Source organism: Pseudomonas sp. ChxA, assembly GCF_030263855.1.
In the GTDB taxonomy this organism is placed as follows: domain Bacteria; phylum Pseudomonadota; class Gammaproteobacteria; order Pseudomonadales; family Pseudomonadaceae; genus Aquipseudomonas; species Aquipseudomonas fluorescens_CB.
Genome location: NZ_JARPMK010000002.1, coordinates 617,901 through 637,324, shown reverse-complemented (window position 1 = coordinate 637,324; position 19,424 = coordinate 617,901). Strand labels below are relative to the sequence as shown.

At 58.7% G+C, this 19,424-nt stretch carries 21 protein-coding genes, 2 tRNA genes and 1 pseudogene; 10 read left to right on the top strand and 14 right to left on the bottom strand.

The features are described from left to right. Positions 1–122 precede the first annotated feature (122 nt). From dnaB to P5706_RS28570, 6 genes are read right to left on the bottom strand one after another with little or no spacing between them, the layout of a single operon-like run. The gene (gene dnaB / locus P5706_RS28595; RefSeq protein ID WP_008437319.1) at positions 123–1,472 is read right to left on the bottom strand and encodes a replicative DNA helicase; all 1,350 of its coding nucleotides are present in this window, start codon (positions 1,470–1,472) and stop codon (positions 123–125) included. Then, complete coding sequence (locus P5706_RS28590; RefSeq protein WP_008437317.1) at positions 1,469–1,687, bottom strand: hypothetical protein; 219 nt, start codon at positions 1,685–1,687, stop codon at positions 1,469–1,471. The genes dnaB and P5706_RS28590 overlap by 4 nt, the downstream gene beginning before the upstream one ends. After that, complete coding sequence (locus tag P5706_RS28585) at positions 1,671–2,390, bottom strand: HNH endonuclease signature motif containing protein (RefSeq protein WP_020301295.1); 720 nt, start codon at positions 2,388–2,390, stop codon at positions 1,671–1,673. The genes P5706_RS28590 and P5706_RS28585 overlap by 17 nt, the downstream gene beginning before the upstream one ends. Further along, complete coding sequence (locus P5706_RS28580; protein ID WP_008437315.1) at positions 2,387–3,088, bottom strand: DUF2786 domain-containing protein; 702 nt, start codon at positions 3,086–3,088, stop codon at positions 2,387–2,389. Before P5706_RS28580 ends, P5706_RS28585 begins: the two co-directional genes overlap by 4 nt. Continuing rightward, a complete protein-coding gene (locus tag P5706_RS28575) occupies positions 3,085–3,843 on the bottom strand; it encodes a hypothetical protein (protein ID WP_008437314.1) in 759 nt (252 codons plus the stop codon). Before P5706_RS28575 ends, P5706_RS28580 begins: the two co-directional genes overlap by 4 nt. Before the next feature lies 1 nt (position 3,844). Beyond that, the gene (locus P5706_RS28570) at positions 3,845–4,705 is read right to left on the bottom strand and encodes a ParA family protein (RefSeq protein ID WP_008437313.1); all 861 of its coding nucleotides are present in this window, start codon (positions 4,703–4,705) and stop codon (positions 3,845–3,847) included. Positions 4,706–4,947: 242 nt separating this feature from the next. Between P5706_RS28570 and P5706_RS28565 the strand changes: the two genes are divergently transcribed. Next, a tRNA-Pro gene (locus P5706_RS28565) sits at positions 4,948–5,024 on the top strand. A 191-nt stretch (positions 5,025–5,215) separates the two neighbouring features. Here P5706_RS28565 and P5706_RS28560 read toward each other — a convergent pair. From P5706_RS28560 to P5706_RS28550, 3 genes are all read right to left on the bottom strand, one after another. Then, positions 5,216–6,514 carry an NAD(P)/FAD-dependent oxidoreductase gene (locus P5706_RS28560; RefSeq protein ID WP_017134502.1) on the bottom strand — a complete coding sequence of 433 codons (1,299 nt, stop codon included), beginning with the start codon at positions 6,512–6,514 and terminating at the stop codon, positions 5,216–5,218. Between the two features lie 60 nt (positions 6,515–6,574). Continuing rightward, on the bottom strand, positions 6,575–6,748 hold the full coding sequence (locus tag P5706_RS28555; protein ID WP_017134503.1) for a DUF3094 family protein: 174 nt from the start codon (positions 6,746–6,748) through the stop codon (positions 6,575–6,577). 89 nt (positions 6,749–6,837) lie between these two features. Then, positions 6,838–7,467, bottom strand: a complete 630-nt coding sequence (locus P5706_RS28550; RefSeq protein WP_053254334.1) for a DUF1780 domain-containing protein — start codon at positions 7,465–7,467, stop codon at positions 6,838–6,840. Positions 7,468–7,596: 129 nt separating this feature from the next. Between P5706_RS28550 and P5706_RS28545 the strand changes: the two genes are divergently transcribed. Both P5706_RS28545 and P5706_RS28540 read left to right on the top strand, forming a co-directional pair. Continuing rightward, complete coding sequence (locus P5706_RS28545; protein ID WP_285683546.1) at positions 7,597–8,286, top strand: energy-coupling factor ABC transporter permease; 690 nt, start codon at positions 7,597–7,599, stop codon at positions 8,284–8,286. A gap of 74 nt (positions 8,287–8,360) precedes the next feature. Beyond that, positions 8,361–8,576, top strand: a complete 216-nt coding sequence (locus tag P5706_RS28540) for a hypothetical protein (protein ID WP_003171680.1) — start codon at positions 8,361–8,363, stop codon at positions 8,574–8,576. Here P5706_RS28540 and yacG read toward each other — a convergent pair. Genes yacG through P5706_RS28520 form a run of 4 tightly spaced genes read right to left on the bottom strand, consistent with a single transcriptional unit; the run spans position 8,573 to position 11,461 of the window. Then, positions 8,573–8,773, bottom strand: a complete 201-nt coding sequence (gene yacG / locus P5706_RS28535; protein WP_200432635.1) for a DNA gyrase inhibitor YacG — start codon at positions 8,771–8,773, stop codon at positions 8,573–8,575. The genes P5706_RS28540 and yacG overlap by 4 nt on opposite strands. After that, positions 8,770–9,393 (bottom strand): dephospho-CoA kinase, encoded by a 624-nt coding sequence (gene coaE / locus P5706_RS28530; RefSeq protein ID WP_200432636.1) that lies wholly within the window; start codon positions 9,391–9,393, stop codon positions 8,770–8,772. The genes yacG and coaE overlap by 4 nt, the downstream gene beginning before the upstream one ends. Then, a complete protein-coding gene (locus P5706_RS28525) occupies positions 9,390–10,256 on the bottom strand; it encodes a prepilin peptidase (RefSeq protein WP_274598020.1) in 867 nt (288 codons plus the stop codon). Before P5706_RS28525 ends, coaE begins: the two co-directional genes overlap by 4 nt. Further along, positions 10,253–11,461 carry a type II secretion system F family protein gene (locus tag P5706_RS28520; RefSeq protein WP_285683542.1) on the bottom strand — a complete coding sequence of 403 codons (1,209 nt, stop codon included), beginning with the start codon at positions 11,459–11,461 and terminating at the stop codon, positions 10,253–10,255. The genes P5706_RS28525 and P5706_RS28520 overlap by 4 nt, the downstream gene beginning before the upstream one ends. Positions 11,462–11,663: 202 nt before the next feature. On the opposite strand from P5706_RS28520, the gene P5706_RS28515 reads away from it, so the two are divergent. From P5706_RS28515 to P5706_RS28505, 3 genes are all read left to right on the top strand, one after another. Further along, a complete protein-coding gene (locus P5706_RS28515) occupies positions 11,664–12,077 on the top strand; it encodes a pilin (RefSeq protein ID WP_200432654.1) in 414 nt (137 codons plus the stop codon). Between the two features lie 64 nt (positions 12,078–12,141). Next, positions 12,142–12,214: transfer RNA gene (locus P5706_RS28510), tRNA-Thr, on the top strand. Positions 12,215–12,383: 169 nt separating this feature from the next. Continuing rightward, the gene (locus P5706_RS28505) at positions 12,384–12,689 is read left to right on the top strand and encodes a DUF6388 family protein (RefSeq protein WP_068931343.1); all 306 of its coding nucleotides are present in this window, start codon (positions 12,384–12,386) and stop codon (positions 12,687–12,689) included. A 50-nt stretch (positions 12,690–12,739) separates the two neighbouring features. Here P5706_RS28505 and nadC read toward each other — a convergent pair whose 3' ends face one another. Further along, positions 12,740–13,588 (bottom strand): carboxylating nicotinate-nucleotide diphosphorylase, encoded by an 849-nt coding sequence (nadC, locus tag P5706_RS28500; protein WP_285683537.1) that lies wholly within the window; start codon positions 13,586–13,588, stop codon positions 12,740–12,742. A 243-nt stretch (positions 13,589–13,831) separates the two neighbouring features. Between nadC and P5706_RS28495 the strand changes: the two genes are divergently transcribed. From P5706_RS28495 to P5706_RS37300, 4 genes and pseudogenes are all read left to right on the top strand, one after another. After that, a complete protein-coding gene (locus P5706_RS28495; protein ID WP_285683535.1) occupies positions 13,832–15,988 on the top strand; it encodes a DUF1631 domain-containing protein in 2,157 nt (718 codons plus the stop codon). A 61-nt stretch (positions 15,989–16,049) separates the two neighbouring features. Then, positions 16,050–16,613 (top strand): 1,6-anhydro-N-acetylmuramyl-L-alanine amidase AmpD, encoded by a 564-nt coding sequence (gene ampD / locus P5706_RS28490; protein WP_200432640.1) that lies wholly within the window; start codon positions 16,050–16,052, stop codon positions 16,611–16,613. Beyond that, positions 16,610–17,446, top strand: coding sequence for a regulatory signaling modulator protein AmpE (ampE, locus tag P5706_RS28485; RefSeq protein ID WP_200432641.1), 837 nt, complete (start codon positions 16,610–16,612; stop codon positions 17,444–17,446). Before ampD ends, ampE begins: the two co-directional genes overlap by 4 nt. Positions 17,447–18,151: 705 nt before the next feature. After that, positions 18,152–19,291 (top strand): annotated as a pseudogene (locus tag P5706_RS37300) (HAMP domain-containing protein); the annotation flags it as partial. Positions 19,292–19,424 lie beyond the last annotated feature (133 nt).

Here is a 19,424-nt window from a genome sequence, read left to right as displayed (position 1 = left end):
GTCCACTTCACCGCCGGGTAAGGCTGGAGCGCCACTCACTTGATGTTTCGGGTGGTGGCTATCGCATTGAAGGCACCAGTGAGTGATGCGTACGAGAGTATTCATCGCTGAGGTGTGCTTTTTCATAGTTGAGCCCCTTGCCAGCCGGCGTTGGGACTGAGGTTGGCAAACCGGGTCTGATTGGCGATGAAGGCTGTTCGTACGGTCCCAGTTGGGCCGTTACGCGCCTTGCCGAGAATGATTTCTGCAATGCCTTTGTGTTCGCTCTGAGGGTGGTACACCTCGTCCCGGTAGACGAACATAATCAGGTCCGCGTCCTGTTCAATCGCACCGCTATCACGCAGGTCTGCGTTGATCGGACGCTTATTTGGCCGTCGCTCCAGTTCTCGGTTGAGCTGGGAAAGCGCAACCACCGGGCAATTCATCTCTTTCGCTAGGGCCTTGAGGGACTGGGATATAGCGCTGATCTCGTTGGCCCTGTTTTCCTGACCTGGGCAGCGCATGAGCTGCAGGTAATCGATCAGGATCAAGCTCGGGTGTCCGAAGCGACGAGCTGCTCGACGAGATTTAGCTCTGATTACTGCAGGCGTGAGCGCTGATGAGTCGTCGATGACCAGCCGCTCTCCATAGCCATTAATACGAGAAACCGCTGCAGTCAGCTTCGGCCAATCATCATCATCGAGCTTGCCCTTCAATAGCCTGCCCAGATCGATATGGCCTAGGATGCCCATCAATCGATACATCAGTGCTTTGGCCGGCATTTCCATGCTGAAAACCTGAACTGTACGATCAAGCTTTGCCTGCAGAGCCGTATCTATGAAGTTCAAGGCCAGAGAGGTCTTCCCCATAGACGGGCGCGCGCCGAGGATGATCAGGTCGGCTTCTTGAAAACCCGACGTCAGCTCGTCCAGGTCCTCCAGGCCTGAAGGCAGGCCGGTCACGGTGATATTGCCGTTGAAATGTTCGTCTATTTGTTCGACGACGTTCGTCAGGCATTGGTTGATATTGACGAATTCCGTTGCGCTCTTGCCTTCACCCAGAGCGAACAGTTGCTGTTCAATTGATTCTTGAACATCCTCCGCACTTGCCAACGGGTCTGTCGCCTCGCGAGAGCATTGGTATCCAAGGGACATGAGCTGTCTGAGCCGAGAGCGATTACGCACGATGGATGCGTAATGCTCGATGTTGGCTACAGACGGCGTGTTTTTGGCCAGCTCGCCCAGATAGCTCAGCCCTCCGGCTTCGTCTGGCTCCTCCAACGCGTTGTGGACGGTGACGATGTCGAACGGAATGGACTTGTCAGCAAGGCTTGCCATTGTCCGGAACAGCAACCGATGGTCGTGTCGGAAAAAATCAGAGGCATCCAGTTTGTCTGCGACGAGATCCCAGGTGTTGTTGTCGAGCAGTAGCCCACCTAACACACCTTGTTCAGCCTCTACGGAGTAGGGAGGTGAGAGGTCAAGGTGATTCATTTCCCAGACTCCTGGCCTATCTGAAGAAAACCACTCCCGTTGCGTGCCCCCAGGGCTTTGACCATGTCGACTTCAACCTTCGCTGAATTGATCATGACCTGAGCAACCTCGGCAACCGCTTTGGCCCGTTCGATTTCCATTGGTCTTTCTGGGTCCAGGAGGCTCTCGATCGCGACGAACAGGTGATTACGTAGATCTTCAATCTTGTTCTTCATGTTCAACCTCCCGGATGGTGCGTTTGAGTTTGCCGATAGCGCGTATTGCGGATTTCAGCTCTTCCGGATACCGATGAATGGTGTTCCGACGCATACGTTCTGCTCTCGTCAGCAACTCCAGGTTATTCAGGGCTATATGGGCCTTGTTGCCGTCCTTGAAGCACACGCACATGTTTATAGGGACTGGTCCGTGATGCTCCTCCCAAAGCAGTACATGCACGGCTTTCCAGTCAACGGGTGGGTAACCGGTATCGGTGATTTTCTTCTGCTGATAACCGTCAGGAGTTGTGCGCAGGCTGCCAATAGGCAGCCAGTTCCCCGGTTTATTGCCGGCCTTAAACTGCGTCTGAGTCATACGGCCAGAGGAGGGGAGCCCCTTAAGGCCCTTATTCCATGGGACGGATCCCTTGGGAAAGCGGAATTCTGCGCCCAACTTGCCGTCAAGCCGGCCACAGAGACTACTGCGAAGAAACTCGGCGCTTTTGCTCAAGCCCAGCCGTTTGGCTTTGGCATAGACCTGATAGACGCTGAGCCCCAATTCGGCGGCTAGGACCTGAGTCGGTTCATTGGGATAGCGGGCAATGAGCGAGCGCTCTTCTGCCTCACTCCAAACATGGTGTTTGTGAACCGGGGCAAGCCCAAGTTGGGATCTGGCTTGTTCCAGCGCCGCCATGGCCAAAGGTGAAAGCGAATGAGTTCTCATTGGCTCCCTCCATGCCCAAGGGCTCCTTGTGACTGCTGTCCGACACCACGATGCAGCCTGGCATGCTTGCCCTGGTCCCATCCCGCTTGCAAAGAGCGGGTGTCATGACCTTTGGCTTCGATGGGCTTGATAATGGCTAGCGTTAGTTTTGGATGATGCCATTCCAGGTAGGCTTGGATCTCCAGCGCAGTGTTTTCGTCTATCCCACCTGCAAACTGGTTCACCTTAGAGGCGACGGCATTGAGCCAGCCCTCGGCAAACAGTTGGCCGCGGTGACGTTTGGTTTTCAGTTGGCAGCGCTTCTGCTGGGCAACATGAGCTCGTCGGGCTGCGACAAGCTGGTGATGCAGCGTTGAATAGGTGTGAGCTGCCAGATCGGGTGAAATACCTTTCCCCAAGAACTTGAAGGACCAGCCAAGTAGCGGATTGAAATACGCCAAGTGGCTGCAATCGAAGGCTTGGGAACAGATTGAGGCCAGGTTGTGCAGCCAATCCTGCGGTGCCCGACGGGTTTTGGTACCCACAATGGATTCTTCGATTGTATGGGCAGCGACTTCGGTGTGTTCCAAGTTGTACTGATTCATCAAATGGCGAGCTTGACGAAGTGCAATTTCCACTTCGTTTGGGGCAGCGCCTTGTGACTTGGCCAGCGCCATGAGTTTGGCGACCTTGCTGAGGACTTTTTGCTTGTCCATCATTCACCCCCTTCCTGTTGGAGGCGGGGGGAGAGCGCCTCTGACCACAGGCGAAGTGTTTCTTCCTCATCAGCAGAGAGGTGAGTCCGGGCAAGGCAGTCCGCAACCTTCTGTTTCAGGGCATCAAGGCGGTCTTGAACACTTGACCCATCGTCGTAAGCAATCTCTTGCTCAACAGCTTGCACAACGTCATTACGAAGAGAGAGAACCGTGCTTATCCAAAAAGCACTTGGGCTGGTCCAGCCAATGAGCTTTCGAGTTCTGGCAGGCGACAGGTAATCACGGAGCCTGAGATTGAACTCCCTAGGGGAATAACCATTCCTGAAAACGTCTGCTCGATTAAGCGTCAGCGCTGTTTTAAGAATATCTAGAAGAGGGTCCAAAGCCGTTGGCTCAGGAGCAAAGGGTTCTAAATATGTTTCAGCTACCAGGCGTTTGGCTTCGGCATATCGACTTTGCTGACGGCGTTTGGCTTGGTTTTCGTCGCGGCCGCGCTTTTCCTTCGCGTGCTTAATGTTCGAGTTCACTGACTCGATAAGCTTCGCGGCGTCCTGCAAAAGCTGAAGCTGGTCAACGCTCAACTGAGCGCCAATCCGACCGGGTAATTGGTAACCGCTTGTCAGGGCTCGGATTTCTCGTGCGGTTCCACTGAGCTTGGCTTGCAAGCTGCGCAATTGCTGAGCGCTGTAGTACTTGCCAACCTCTAGGATGAGGTTTGCAGTAATACTGCGGGCGTCGGTAATGGAGGGCTTCGCCATTTCAACGACCCTCCCTCACCAAGTTAGCTACCTTTTCCTCGGTCATGGCCTCGAAGCGGTCACGCCATTCTGGAAAAAGCTCAATGGCCAATTGGCGGATCACGACAAGGGCTGCAGGGGATATGCGGTTGGAAGGCTGTCTGTATTCCAAGCGGTGTACTGGGACGCCCAGGGATGAACTGTTACGAAACACCACTGCGGAGGGGACGACGCATTCCAGAACGTTGATTTCGTCATTGTCCTGGAAAATTTCCCGTACCGACTGCTCGATCATTTGCGCGTCGGTGGTTTGGTCGAGATTGTTGACGACGATCCGCACAGGAGGGATTTTCATGCCCAGGCGCCCATAGGCGCGCAGGCCGTCCAGCATCTGCATGGATCCCCGGCTGAACTCCCGTGCAGCGAGCATATTGGGCGGAAGTGGGGATATGACCAAATCAGAGGCTAGGACCACCATTTCGAGCATTGCCGACCTGGCGCCTTGGGTGTCAATCAGTACCAGGTCGAAATGATCTTTGAAGCCCGGCATCAGGTTGGCGAGTCGCAACCGTCCGTCAGGTGCTTGCAGGATCAGGCTGTTCAGTTGGTTGTTGATGTCGTTGGAAATGACAAGCGACAGGTTTGGTATCGTGGTGCTGGATATGATCTTGGCTGATTCGGTGATATTGAATGCCAGCAGGTCGTAGATGCCTCCTTGAGCTTCATCGACCAATTGGTAATACGAGGAGAGCGAAGGCTGTGCAGGATCTAGGTCGATCATGAGCACGCGCAGGCCTGCATCCGCACAAAAAGCGCCGAGGTTGGCCTCGATGGTAGTTTTGCCTACGCCGCCTTTGGTCGAAACGACCGCAGAGATTTTCATGGTTTGGAGCCTCTAATGTGGGTTCATTAGAGGCTGCGAGGCCACGGAAACAGCTATGTGTAGCGAACACGATCCTGGGCTATGAAGCACTAAAACCAATTGTCTTTTAACCAATTGGTCGTAGGTTCGAATCCCACACGACCCACCATTTTTGAGACCAGTTAACGCTGGAATCGAATCTTAAGATCAGAGGCCAAAAGCCCTGATCGAAGAAGGCGACTGAGAGGTCGCCTTTTTTTTACCGGGGTATAGCGCAGTCCGGTAGCGCGCCTGCTTTGGGAGCAGGATGTCAGGAGTTCGAATCCCCTTACCCCGACCATATTAAAAATCCTCGTATCGAAAGATACGGGGATTTTTTTTGTGCGCGAAAATCTTAAATATTACGCAAAAAAATGTGGGAGCTGGCTTGTCGAATCGTCGCACCGCTGCGATAGCGGTGTATCAGCCTGTGCATCTTGTGCTGATCGATCGCCATCGCGGGCAAGCCCGCTCCCGCATTAGTTTGTGCTGTTAATGGAGCTTGAGCCGCGGCTCAGTCCCGCGCCCAATCTTGCTGCCCAGCATCAGCATTGCCGTGCGGAAGAACCCGTACAGCGCCATCTGGTGCATGCGGTACAGCGACACGTAGAACATCCGCGCCAGCCAGCCTTCGAGCATCACGCTGCCCGTCAGGTTGCCCATCAGGTTACCCACCGCCGAAAAACGCGACAGCGAGATCAGCGAACCGTAGTCGGTGTACTTGTAGGATGGCAGGTCCTTGCCTTCGATCCGCAGTTTCAGCGACTTGGCCAACAGTGAAGCCTGCTGGTGAGCGGCCTGGGCGCGTGGCGGCACATTGCGGTCGGTGCCCGGCTGTGGGCAGGCGGCGCAGTCGCCAAAGGCGAAGATGTTTTCATCGCGGGTGGTTTGCAGCGTCGGCAATACCTGCAATTGATTGATGCGGTTGGTTTCCAACCCGTCAATGTCCTTGAGGAAGGCCGGTGCGCGGATACCCGCAGCCCAGACCTTGAGGCTCGCTGGAATGACCTGGCCGCTGCTGGTGATCAACGCATCCGCGGTCACTTCGCTGACCGCCGAGTTGGTCAGTACCGTCACCCCAAGTTTCTCCAGGGTTTTGTGCACAGGCCCGCCGATCCGCTCCGGCAGCGCGGGCAATACCCGTGGGCCGGCTTCGATCAGGGTGATGTGCATGTTTTCCGGTTTGATGCGGTCCAGGCCATAGGCCGCCAGTTCATGGGCGGCGTTGTGCAACTCGGCAGCCAACTCGACGCCCGTCGCACCGGCGCCGACGATGGCGACGCTGATGTTCTCTTCCACATCGGTCTGGCCCGCATGGGCGCGCAGATAGTGGTTGAGCAACTGCTGATGGAAGCGCTCAGCCTGTTTGCGGGTGTCGAGGAACAGGCAGTGCTGCGCCGCGCCCTCGGTGCCGAAATCGTTGGTGGTGCTGCCGACCGCGATCACCAGGCTGTCATAACCCAGCACGCGCGCAGGCACCAGCTCACGGCCTTCTTCATCAAGGGTCGCGGCCAGTTGGATTTTCTTCTGTTCACGGTCAAGCCCGCTCATGCGCCCCAGTTGGAACTCGAAGTGGTTCCATTTGGCCTGGGCGACATAATTGAGCTCGTCTTCCGAAGAGTTCAGCGAACCGGCGGCCACTTCGTGCAGCAGCGGTTTCCAGATATGGGTGAGGTTGGCGTCCACCAGCGTGATGCTGGCGGTGCCGCGCTTGCCCAGAGTCTTACCCAGGCGGGTAGCCAACTCCAGGCCGCCGGCGCCGCCGCCGACGATAATAATACGATGGGTCATGGGGATATCTCGCAAGGCTAAAAGAAATCGGAGCAGTTACCCTCGCGAGCGCGATGCAGCTCATAGCGTCAGGTAACTCAAAAGGCGGCTCAGCAGGCCGAGCCCGATTACCACCAACAGCACCACACCCAGGAGCAGCCACGGCCGGAAAGGCTTGCGCTCGACTCGGTTTTGGGAGAGTTGCAGGTACTCTTCGACATGCTGTTGGTCATCGGGGTTCAGGCGGCTGGTCATAAAGGCCTCGTCAGGTAGACGTTGCAAAAGGGCGCCACGTTACAGTCAGGAGGTGGGCGGGCTCGCCACAAGCGTAGCCGGTGCCCGCGTCACAGGCTGATGCCCACGTCGAATACTATGCTGCGCCCCAGGTTGTTGCGCAAGAAGTCCGGTGCGTCCGGGTGAGCAAACAGCACGCGCGCAAAGGTAGGGCCTACCAACGACAGCGAGCGCCAGCCCTGGCGCAGGTATTCGGTAGGTGGTGGGAAATGGCTGTTGAGGTCCAGCACTTCACGCTTGAGGCTCGTGAAGGCAATCAGGTCCAGCTCGCCCAGGTCCATGCCGCGTTCTTTATAGTTATGCGCCTTTTTGCGCAATGTCGGCGCCAGGCGCAGCAAGAACTCATGGGCCGGGATACGCCGTGGTTTGGCTTCGCGCCGCACCAACTGGCTCAAGGAAAACGCACTGCGCCGGCGCAGCAACTCATCGCGCCATTCGTCGTTCAGGCGCCGGCCTTCATCCAGCACGAAAAATACTTCGAAACTCGCGTCGCGAAACAACACGTCCGGCGGCTCTTGCCCGGCGGGGTGAAACTCTTCGGCACGGTAGGGCACGTTCAAGCCTTGCAGCAGGCGCTGGCAGACCCAACGCTCACGCTCCCATTTGCGGGCATTGGACAGGAACGCATTGGCTTGTTCGGCCGCTACGGTGAGCAGGCGCAAATAATCTGAGTCATCCATATTGGCAGCTTAGCGTCCAATTGATGACCGCAGGAAGTCTTGCTTTGAAACGCCGGTGTAGACTGCTCATTCAACAGCAACTGCATGGACGAGGTGTGTGGTGAGGTTTTCTGCAAAGGCATTACGCTCGTGATCAGCGCTGCAGTGTTGGCGCCGGAAACGCTCATCATCGGCTGGCTGTTGTACGCGCCGTTGGTCATGTGGGCGATCCTGCGCGCGCCGTGGGTCGAGCTGTTTGCCGACCGGCGGCGCCAGCATTTGTTGTTCGGCACCGTGTTTGCCCTGTTTATGCTCTGGCTGGTACGGCGGGATTTCGACACCGGTGTGTCTTACCACTTTATCGGCATGACCGCCGTGACCCTGCTGCTGGATTGGCCCCTCGCTATCGTCGGCGGGTTGGTCGCGCAATTGGGTTTGGTGCTGCTGGGGCGCCAGGACCTGGCGGCGGTCGGGGTCAATGGTTTGCTGCTGATCGGCTTGCCGGTGCTGGTCACCGAGACCTGCGCGCTACTGGTGGAGCGGGCGCAACCGCGAAACCCCTTTGTGTATATCTTCTGTTCCGGTTTTTTCGCCGCGGCGCTGTCGGCACTGCTGTGCCTGCTGGCTGCGTTGGGGCTGCTGTGGTTTGACGGCCGTTTTGCCATGCCCGAGTGGCTGGAAGATTTTGTCGGTTACCTGTGGCTGATCATCTTCCCCGAGGCGTTTATCAACGGCATGGTCATTAGCGCCCTGGTGGTGTTCTGCCCGGAATGGCTGGAGACCTTCAACCGCACGCGCTACCTGTCGGCACCGTGGAAGGATGACGATTCGCGGCGTTGATCCAGATCAAACCCCAGGCGGCCGTGCAGGCCCATGCTCTGCGAAATTTTACTGAGCAGGGCGGGGCACGGACTATGAGTGTGTACGAATGGGCGCGGCAAGAGTTGCGCAGAAGCCAGGATGCGGCACAGGAAATCGGCTTTGACCCAGGCCTTACCCTGCGCGCCATGCTCAGTGCGGTGGTGCAGCAGAGCAAGGGTGTGCGCAGTTTTGAAGACCTGGCCGACGAGCTGCAATACCTTGCAGAGAATCTCGACGACCAGCAGGAGTACGCATTTATGCGGCCTTAGTGACGCGGCGGCAGGTCTTCAGAGAACAGTTCGTCCTCGGCATCCGGGCTCACCGGAATCTTGTGTTCTTCCGCAGCCCAGGCACCGAGGTCGATGAGTTTGCAACGGTCCGAGCAGAACGGCCGGTTGAGGTTGTCTGTTTTCCATTCTACGGGTGCGCCGCAGGTTGGGCACTCGACGGTCAAGGGTTGGCTCATGATCGGCCTCCACGCAAAGTAAGGTAAAAGTGGTGCAGTCGCTCGACCTCGCTGTGCAGCCAGGCGAGGTCCTTGTCGTTGACCAGAACGTCATCGGCATGGTTCAGACGGTCTTCACGGCTGGACTGAGCCTTGAGGATCGCCTGCACCTGCTGTTCGCTGATGCCGTCGCGCTGCAGGGTACGCTGAATCTGCAGTGATTGCGGCACGTCGATCACCAGGATGCGCTGGGTCATGCTGTACTGACCGGACTCGATCAGCAGCGGCGAGACCAGGATCGCGTAAGGCGACTGGGCGCGCGCCAGATGGCTGCGAATTTCCTCGCCAATCAACGGGTGCAGCAGGGCTTCCAGCCAGCGACGTTCTTCGGGAACTTCAAAGATCAACTTGCGCAGGGCCGCGCGGTCCAACTGGCCGTCCGGCTGCAACACGCCTGCACCAAAATGCTCGGCAATGCGTGCGAGTGCTGGCCGGCCGGGTTCGACCACCCAACGTGCGGCATGGTCGGCATCGACCAGGTCAATGCCCAGGTCGATAAAGTGCTGGGCGGCCGCGCTTTTACCGCTGCCGATGCCGCCGGTGAGGCCTAGAATCCAGGGTGTTGCGACACAAGTGGTCATCTGAAACCGACAGACTGCAAATAGAAGTCGGTTATTTGACCACCCCAGAGCAATGCAATCCAGCCGGCAATTGCCAGGCACGGACCAAATGGCATCGGCACCGATGCCTGGGACTTGCGCAAACGCATCAGGATAAGGCCCGCGAACACGCCCAGCAGCGACGCTATCAGCAGCGTCATCGGTAGAATCTGCCAACCACCCCAGGCACCGAGCAGGGCCAGTAGCTTGAAGTCGCCATAACCCATGCCGTCCTTGCCGGTGACCACTTTGAACACCCAGAACACGCTCCACAGGCACACATAGCCTATGACTGCGCCCCATAGCGCATCGGGCAGCGTCGCCAACAGGTCGCCGCTATTGAGGATCAACCCCAGCCACAGCAGCGGCAACACCAGCACATCCGGCAGCAGTTGATGATCGACGTCGATCAGGCTCATCGCCAGCAGGCCCCAACTCAGCAGCATCACTGCGCCAGCTTGCCAGCCGAAGCCAAAATGCCAGGCGACAGTGGCCGAGAGCAGCGCACAGGCCAGTTCGGTAAAGGGGTAGCGGGCGCTGATAGGCTTGCTGCAGTGGGCGCAGCGACCCTTGAGCATCAGGTAGCTGAGTACCGGGATATTTTCCCAGGGGCGAATCGGTTGGCTGCAATGCGCACAGCACGAGTTGGGATGCATCAGGTTGTAGGCAGGGCCGGCGGGGTCGGCCGGCAGGCCGAGTACTTCCTGGGCCTGGGCGCGCCATTCGCGCACGAGCATCTTCGGCAGGCGCCACACCAGTACGTTGAGAAAGCTGCCGACGATCAGGCCGAGCACCAGCGCCATCCCGACAAAGACCCAGGGTTGTTCACTCAGCAGCAGGCTCAAAACGCCGACCCCAACTGGAACACCGGCAGGTACATCGCAATCACCAATGCGCCGACAATGCCCCCCAACACCACCATGATCAGTGGCTCCATCAGGCTGGTGAGGTTATCGACCAGGTTCTCCACATCGGCTTCATAGTGGTTGGCGACTTTTTCCAGCATGAGGTCCAGGGTGCCCGACTCTTCACCGATGGCCGTCATCTGGATGGCCATTCCGGGGAACAGCCCGCTGTGCGCCATGGACTGGTTCAACGGCACACCTGTGGATACATCGTGCCGCATATGTTCGATCGCCTTTCTGAACAACCCATTGCCAACCGCGCCTGCCACGGAGTCCAGAGCCTGCACCAATGGCACGCCCGCGGCAAAGGTGGTTGAAAGTGTACGGGCGTAGCGGGCGATGGCTGAGCGCCTCAGCAGTGTGCCCGCCAGGGGCGCGCTCAACAAACCGACATCCAGCCCGTCACGAAACCCCGGGTAAGCCCGATAGGCATGGCGCAGCGCAGCTATCGCCATACCCAGCCCCAAGGCAAGCATCCACCAGGCGTACTGCAGGAAGTTGGACAGCGCAATCACTAGCAAGGTAAAGCCCGGCAGTTGGCCGTTTACCCCGGCGAAGAGGTTCTGGAACTGCGGCACCACGTGAATAAGCAAAACTGCGCTGACCAGGCAGGCGACGACGATCACGGCGATTGGGTAGGTCATGGCTTTTTTGATTCGCGCCTTGAGCTGCTGGCTTTTCTCCAGGTGAATCGCCACCCGCTCGAGCAATGTTTCCAGGGCGCCTGCCTGTTCGCCTGCGGCAATCAGGTTGCAATACAAGTCATCAAAGTGACGCGGCTGTTTGCGCAGCGCTGCTGCCAGGCTATTACCGGCGGCAATCTCCTGCTTCAAACCCTTTATCAGCACGCGCATCTGCCGGTTTTCGAAGCCTTCGCAGATGATGTCGAACGCCTGCAGCAGCGCAATGCCTGCCTTTAACAGGGTCGCCAATTGGCGCGTGAACAGCGCAATGTCAGCGGGTTTTATCGGCGCGGCAAAATAGGGCCGGTGCGCAGCCTTTTTGCGCACGCGGCCGGGGTAAATCCCCTGCTGGCGCAGCTGTGCCTTGACCAGTGCCAGGTTATGGCCGGTGGTGTGCCCGCACACCCGGCGGCCTTTGCGGTTGGTGCCTTCCCAGGCGTAGATCGTTGAAGCGTCATTCATGGCACAGGTCCGCACACAGGTCGTCGTAGATTTATAGCTTAGTCAGATGACGGATTCGGACCGCTCGTTGGCGCACGATAAAATGTCAGAATGTGCGTCTCAGCCACAATTGGGCGCTCACGGATGAGTACACTGGCGCCGCTGCACACTGCGGGGCGCAGGACGCGCCTTGATAAGGTTTTTATTCTGGAGAGTGAATGTGATGCGTCAGAAAGGCTTTACCTTGATCGAGTTGTTGATCGTCGTGGCAATCATCGGCATTTTGGCCACTATCGGTCTGCCCATGTACACCAAGCATCAGGCCAAGGCCAAGTTCACAGCGGGGCTGGCAGAAATTGCGGCGTTGAAGGCTGGTTTTGAAGACACCCTTAACCAGGGCACCGTGCCGACCTTGGCGTTGATCGGTGGCAGCAGCCCGACTGCCAACTGCACGATTACCGTAGCCGGCGATGTGGCCACGGGCGTCGGCTCCATTACCTGCGAAATCCTCGATGCACCTGCGCCGGTACTGGGCAAGACCATCACCTTGACGCGCAGCGCCACCCAGGGTTGGGCCTGTGCCACCACCGCCGAGGCGCAGTACGTCGCCAAGGGTTGCGGCGCCGACGGGGCGTAATGCCTGCCGGGCGGTCAGCGAGTTTGTTGCTGCCTGCCCAATGCGGTGCTAGCTTTAGCCCACCGCCCGTGTAGCTCAGTTGGTAGAGCAGCGCACTCGTAACGCGAAGGTCGCAGGTTCGACTCCTGTCTCGGGCACAAAGGCAACACACGTTCCATACGGCAGCACTGTTTCAAAGGCAACGTTTTCAGATGATCCCAGAATGGTTCTGAAGGCCAGACGAGGCGGCATTCGTGCCCACTCTTTTGTATCTGCGCAACCTTGATGACCCAGATGCATCCCCATTCCATGATCTAAGAGAACAACATGACCACACAAGAAATGACCCAGGAACAGCGGCACGAAGCAGCCCTGAAAAAATACGTCGCGGAATCCCCGGAACTGCTCGACGAGATCAAGGACCTGAGCGCCGATGATCAAAAGGACCAGATCCAGTGGGCCTTCGAGGATGAGGCCGAGGCCCAGGGCCTGCAGCCGTGGGAACTGAGCCTCAAGTACACCTCAACGCCGCAAGAGTTCGAAGCGGCGCGCCTGGCCTTGCACAAAGAGGCCGCCGAGGTACTTGGCGTTGATTGGAACGAGTATTGCGGGATGAATAATCTCGCGATCTGAGCGCGAAATTAAAGGAGCGAGCAACCTCGCTCCTTTTCCTTGGATGTTGCTCAGATGCTCAGTCGCATCGACAAATCCACCGCCTTCACATCCTTGGTCATCGCACCGATGGAGATGTAATCCACCCCGGTTTGCGCGATAGGCAGCAGGGTGGTTTCATTGATCCCGCCGCTCGCTTCCAGCTTGGCCTTGCCGGCATTCAGGCGTACAGCCTCGCGCATATCATTGAGGCTCAACTCGTCGAGCATGATGATATCGGCGCCCGCCGCCAGTGCTTCGCGCAGCTCTTCCAGGCTTTCCACTTCGATCTCCACCGGCTTGCCCGGTGCGATCTTGTGGGCGGCGGTAATCGCTTCGGCAATCCCTCCACACGCGGCGATATGGTTTTCCTTGATCAGGAACGCGTCATACAAACCGATGCGATGGTTGTGGCAACCGCCGCACGTTACCGCGTACTTCTGCGCCAGGCGCAGGCCTGGCAGGGTTTTACGCGTGTCCAGCAGCTTGACTTGGGTGCTGGCGACAAAGTCCGCCAGGTACTGCGCGCGCGTGGCGACGCCCGACAACATCTGCAAAAAATTCAGCGCACAGCGTTCGCCGCTCAACAGTGAGCGTGCCGGGCCTTCCAGGTGGAACAGCACTTGATTGGGGCTGACACGCTCGCCGTCGGCCACCTGCCAATGCACCGCAACCCGTGGGTCGAGTTGGCGGAACACCGCGTCCACCCAGGCGGTGCCGGCGATAACGGCTGCATCGCGGGTAATGATGGTGGCCTTGGCCAGCCGTTCGGCCGGGATCAGTTGCGCAGTGATGTCGCCGCTGCCGATGTCTTCCTGCAGTGCGCGGCGCACGTTGGCTTCGATTTCGGCGGTGAGGTCGGCAAGACGGAGATTCGGCATAACAGGCTCCACAAACAAAGTGCCTCGATTATAGGGGCAGCGCGCCGCTGAACCCATACTCGCCACTCATTTACAGCGCATTGGCAGAGTTCGCTGGCGCAACAACCCCCATTTGCAAGATAATCTCGCGCCTTGCAATTGGCGTCATAGCTTTGACGTCCTGGAGATAATCGCTGTTTGCAGCCCGATGGGGCCTGTCGCCGATTTTTCGCCAATTCAACACCGCCGTTTCAGGAGGCCAGGATGCACATTGACGGAAAGGTGGTGCCCATCAATCGGGTACAGGCCACGCCATCGCCGCTCGCGCGCCTGCCGGTGGTGTTGCTGCAAGTTCGCGACAAGGCTGCGCAGCAGTTGCAACAAGGTTTGCAGGAGCTGTTCGATAACGCTGACGACACCCTGTTCGAAATGGCCGACAAGGCCCGCAGCAACGTTGACCATCATATTTTCTTCGAAGCCATGCGTGACCTGCGCCTCAAGCGCAAGAGTTTCGAGCGCGTGTTCATGGAGCAATTGTTCGCCGCGTTTGTCGACCTCGGCCAGGCCGAACGCGCTCAATTGCAGTGGATGCCGGTGGTGTCCTATGAGGCGGCGCCGGGCACGTCCCGCGATGCGCTGGAAAAAGCCGTCGCGCTGGAAGCCATGCTCGGCCGGGTGCGCCATCGCGATGGCCTGGCGCTGGGGCAATTGACCGCGCGCCTGGGCACGTTGCTCGGCAACCCCCTGGATGAGCGCGATAACCCGCTTGGCCCGGCACTGCTGTGCGAGTTCTTCCTGCGTGCGGGGCGCAGCCTGGGGGTGGAGATTCGCGTCAAGCTGATCATGCTCAAGCTGTTCGAAAAGTATGTGCTCAGTGACGCCGACCAACTCTACGCCGAAGCCAACCAACTGTTGGTCGCTACTGGCGTTTTGCCGCAGCTCAAGGCCGTGCCGTCACGCCGCCCAGGCGGGCGTGAAGCTCGCGAGCAACAGCGCGAAGGCAGTGTTCAGGCTGTTGATCAGCCCTTGGATGAAAACGGCCAGCAAGCCTTCGCCGCGTTGCAGAAGTTGCTCGCTGCCGTGCGTGGCAGCGTCGCGCCCACCCTGGAAGCGTGCGCCGAACCCCTGCCCATCGCCACCCGCGATTTACTGCGCCTGCTCTCCCACCTGCAGCAATATGTGCCGGAGCCCGAGGCCGAAGACGACTTCGACCTGCGTAACCAGCTTGAGCAATTGTTGACCCGCGTTAGCGTCAAGAGCGGCAAATCCCGTGTGGTGGAAGACGCCGATGAGGATGTGATCAACCTGGTCGCGCTGTTGTTCGAGTTCATCCTTACGGATCACAGCGTGCCTGACGTATTCAAGGCCTTGATCGCACGTTTGCAGATTCCGCTGTTGAAAGTGGCGGTGCTGGACAAGAGTTTTTTCAGCCGTGCCAGCCACCCGGCGCGACGTCTGCTCAATGAAATCGCCAGCGCCGCCATGACATGGAGCCCACGCGATGACTACCCGCGTGACAGCCTGTACCTGCGCACTGAGCAGGTGGTGCAACGGCTGTTGAATGAGTTCGTCGAAGACCTGGCGATTTTTCCCCAGGTACTGGCGCAGTTCAGCGCCTTTACCGCCGACGAGCGCCAGCGCAGCGAACTGCTCGAACAGCACACCTGTGAGGCCGAAGAAGGCCGTGTGCGCACAGACGCCGCGCGTCAGCGGGTGGCCGAGGTGCTCAATCGACGCCTGGTGGGCCGCGTGTTGCCGCAAACCGTGGTGCAGTTTGTTCAGCAGGCCTGGAGCCAGGTGCTGTTGCTGGCCAGCCTCAAGCAGGGCGAACAGTCAGTGCAATGGCAGGCTGCCGTACGCACCCTGGACGAATTGATCTGGAGCGTCAGCCTGCAAAAGGACACCGAGGCCGGGCGACACTTGATCGAGCAACTGCCCGGCCTGCTCAAAGCCTTGCGTGATGGGTTGACCCGCGCAGCATTCGACCCCTTCAGCACCCGCGAGTTTTTTGTACGTTTGCAGGCCATGCACCTGCAGTCGTTGGAAGGCCAGAGCCTGGATACGCTGATCGAGGTGCGCGAGCCGTTATCACTCATTAGCGAGGTGCCTGACGTGATCCCGAGCCTGCCCAGTGATGATCCCGAGTTGCTCAAGGTCCAGCAGCTGCGCATTGGCAACTGGTTTGAGTTCCAGCAAGACGACGGCAGCCGGCTGCGTTGCAAGCTGAAGGCCATCATGGCGCCGGCCAACCGCTATATTTTTGTCAGCCGCACCGGGCTCAAAGCGTTGGAGAAAAGTGCCGGCCAATTGGCCATGGCCTTCAAGCAGGGCGCGCTGTGCAGCCTTGATGAGGGGCTGCTGTTCGACCGCGCGCTGACGTCGGTGATTGGCACGCTGCGCCAACTCAATCGCGGCAAGTGATCGCAACCGCAGGGCTGAACGCGGCATACTGGTAACACCTCGTCACATTCAAGGAACCCGTATGCAGTTGGACCCCACCAGCGGTTGGTGCCAGGGCATCCGTCATTGCCCGTCGCCCAACTTCAACGAGCGCCCCGCCGGCGAGATCTCACTGTTGGTGGTGCATAACATCAGCCTGCCACCTGGGCAGTTTGCCACCGGCAAGGTGCATGAGTTTTTCCAGAATCGGCTGGATGTCACGGAACATCCCTACTTTGAAAGTATTGCCAGCCTACGGGTGTCTGCGCATTTTCTGATTGAACGAGACGGCTCGGTGACACAGTTTGTCTCCTGTCTGGACCGTGCCTGGCATGCCGGAGTGTCGAGTTTCGAGGGGCGCGAGGTGTGCAATGACTTTTCCCTCGGGATCGAGCTGGAGGGCACAGACGAGCTACCGTTTACCGATGCCCAATATGGGGCGCTGGTCGACCTGACCCGGCAACTGCTGGCGGCCTACCCAGGTATTACCCCGCAGCGTATTTGTGGCCACAGTGATATCGCCCCGGCGCGCAAGACCGACCCGGGCCCGGCTTTTGATTGGACGCGCTTTCGCAGCGCCCTGCAGGATGGAGGACACGCACGATGAGTTTCCTGGTGTTGGTGCTGGCGGTGTGGATCGAGAAGTTCTCGGCCCTGCGTCGGCGGTTGCAACGTGACGGCGGATGGCTGCGCGAGCTGGCCAAGCTGGAGTCGGGCCCGCGCATGGGCAAGCAGCCTTGGCTGATCCTGATACTGCTGGTGTTGTTGCCGGTGGCCTTGCTGGGGTTGTTGCTGTTGGTGCTGGAACCCGTGGCTTATGGCCTGTTGGCACTGCCGGTGCATTTGCTGGTGGTGATCTACAGCCTGGGGCGCGGCGACTTGCTGGGCGAGCTTGGGCCGTTTCGCGACGCCTGGCGGCGTGGTGACCTGCAAGCTGCCGAGCATGTGGCCGAGCGCGACCTGAAGGTGGCCGCCGACAGTGGCGAGCAACTGTTGGAGCGGGTTCAAGGCCATTTGCTGTGGCAGGCCTACCAAAGTTTTTTTGCGGTGATTTTCTGGTATTTCCTGCTTGGTCCGGTCGCGGCCCTGGCTTATCGCTTGTTGGCATTGGCCAGCGAGAACAGCCAGAACCCGCTGGTCGCTGAACGTGCGGGGCAATTGCGTCACGCCTTTGATTGGCTGCCGGTGCGTCTGCTGGCGGCCAGCTTTGCTCTGGTGGGTAACTTTGTCGCGGTCAGCCGAGTGATGCTGCATGAGCTGTTGAGCTGGGATATCAGCGCCGCGCAACTGATGGAAAAAGTCGGCTTGGTGGCGGCTGAAATTCCACCGCCGGTGGTGGGGGCCGATGGCATCAACAGTTTGGATCGTTTGTGGGAACTGCTGCTGCGGGCTGCTGTGTTGTGGTATGCGGGGTTTGCGATCTGGACGGTGTTGCCTTAGCTCCTCGCAACAGGATGGCTGCATGCGGTCAAAGTGTGGGAGCTGGCTTGCCTGCGAAGGCGGCTTTTGGTGGTGTACATATCCGTTGCTGCGGTAACGGCTGCTTAGGGTTCCGCCCTTACGGCGGGTCACTTTTGTAAAGACACAAAAGTAACCAAAAAGTCTTCGCCCCAACACTCGGTGCCTCGCTTAGGCTCGGCATGCCCGCAATCCGCCAGTGATTTGGGGGGCCGCCGCGATGGGCCATCCTTGGCCCAGCGCGGCTAAACCGGCATCCCTGCCGGTTTACCCCCCAAATCCCTGTCGAATTCCGGCCATCGTGTTTGACGGGGCGATTTCAGATCAAGATCAAAAGCGCAGATCAAAAGACCGCTGACTTCGCCAGCGAAAAGGATGTAAGGGCCAGGGCAACAGCAACAGCAACAGCAGACTGCATAGTTCAGACTCTACTCGGTCAAATGTGGGAGCTGGCTTGCCTGCGATGGCATCAACTCGGTATGCCTGATACACCAAGGTGCCTGGATCCCCACATTAGGTCTGTGGTAATTTTTTAAGCCATTAACCTTACGTTACAAAACTCCCTTTCAAATTGAGCTATACAGTCAGAGCGCCAAATAGTGGCTATCTGCCGCCGCCCTGCGCCTCAATAAAAATAAGAAAGGGAGTTCACCTGTGAAGCGCTTGCTCTATCCCGCTGTCGCCTTGATGAATCGCCTGAGTTTCGGCATGAAATTCAGCCTGATCAGCGTGCTGTTCCTGCTGCCGATGCTGGCGACCAACTATTTTCTGGTGCGCGATTCCTGGTCGCAATTCCAGGGCACCCGTATTGAACTGCAAAGCCTCGATTTGCTCGGCAGCAGCCTGGCGCTGCGGCGCGACCTGGAAACCCTGAACAATCAGGTGCAAATCAACGCGGTGCTGGGGCAATCTGGCAAGGCTGGCGATCTTGAAGGCAAGATCAGCGCCTTGGAGCAGAGTGTGTTGAGCCGTCTGCAAAGCCTCAACGCCATGACCGCCGACCCCGAGCAAGCCAGCGCCTTCGAGGGCAAGCGCGACGAGTTGATAGCCGCATTCAAGGCCCAGCAGCAGGAAACCTCGCTGCTCAGCAAAAGCGCATTGATCGGCAAACTTCTCAACAAGGCACAAATGTTGAGCCAGATCATCGCCAGCCAGTCCGGCTTGAGCCGTGACCCTCAGAGTGATTTGCGCCAGCTCAGTGAACTGCTCACCAGCGTCACCGCGCAAGTCACGCAAACCCTGGGCGAGGGGCGAGCCATGGGCGCGTACTCCCTGGGCCAGGGCTTTCTCAACTCATCCTCCAGCACGCGCTTTGACGAGCTGTTGCAACAGTTGGAAAAACTCCAGGCTGAGTACGCCCTGAAGCTGCAGGATGCGCTGGGCGCCAGCACCGCCGCGCACACGGCGCTCGACAGCTTGGCCCAGGCCAGCAGCGCCAGCCTCAAGCAAGGCAGCGAGTTGTTTGAAGAGCAGGTCGTCATGGCGCAAACCCTCGACGCACCCTGGCAGGGGTTCTACGACGATGTCAGCCAACGGATGGCCCAGACCTACCAGCTCAATGACGCCACCCTGACGTTCCTTGAGCAGCAACTGCAGCAGCGCCTGGCGCAAAACCGCACGCATATGGTGGTACTTGTGTGTGCCCTGGTGGCGGTATTCCTGCTGATCTTCTATTTGTATGCCGGCTTCTATGCCTCCACCCGCACCACCTTGCGTCGCCTGGGGGCGATGATGGACAAAGTGGCGGCCGGCGACATGACCGTCACGTTTGTGGCCCACAGCCGCGATGAACTGGGCGATCTGGGCCAAGTGTTCAACGGTACTGTGGCCAAGATCCACGACTTGATCGAACGTGTGGGGCACACCGTCAGCCAGGTCGAGCTGCAAGCCGGGCAGGTGCAGGCCGTGTCTTCGCAAAGCAATCAGGCGGTGTCCGGCCAGCGCAGCCAGATTGAACAGG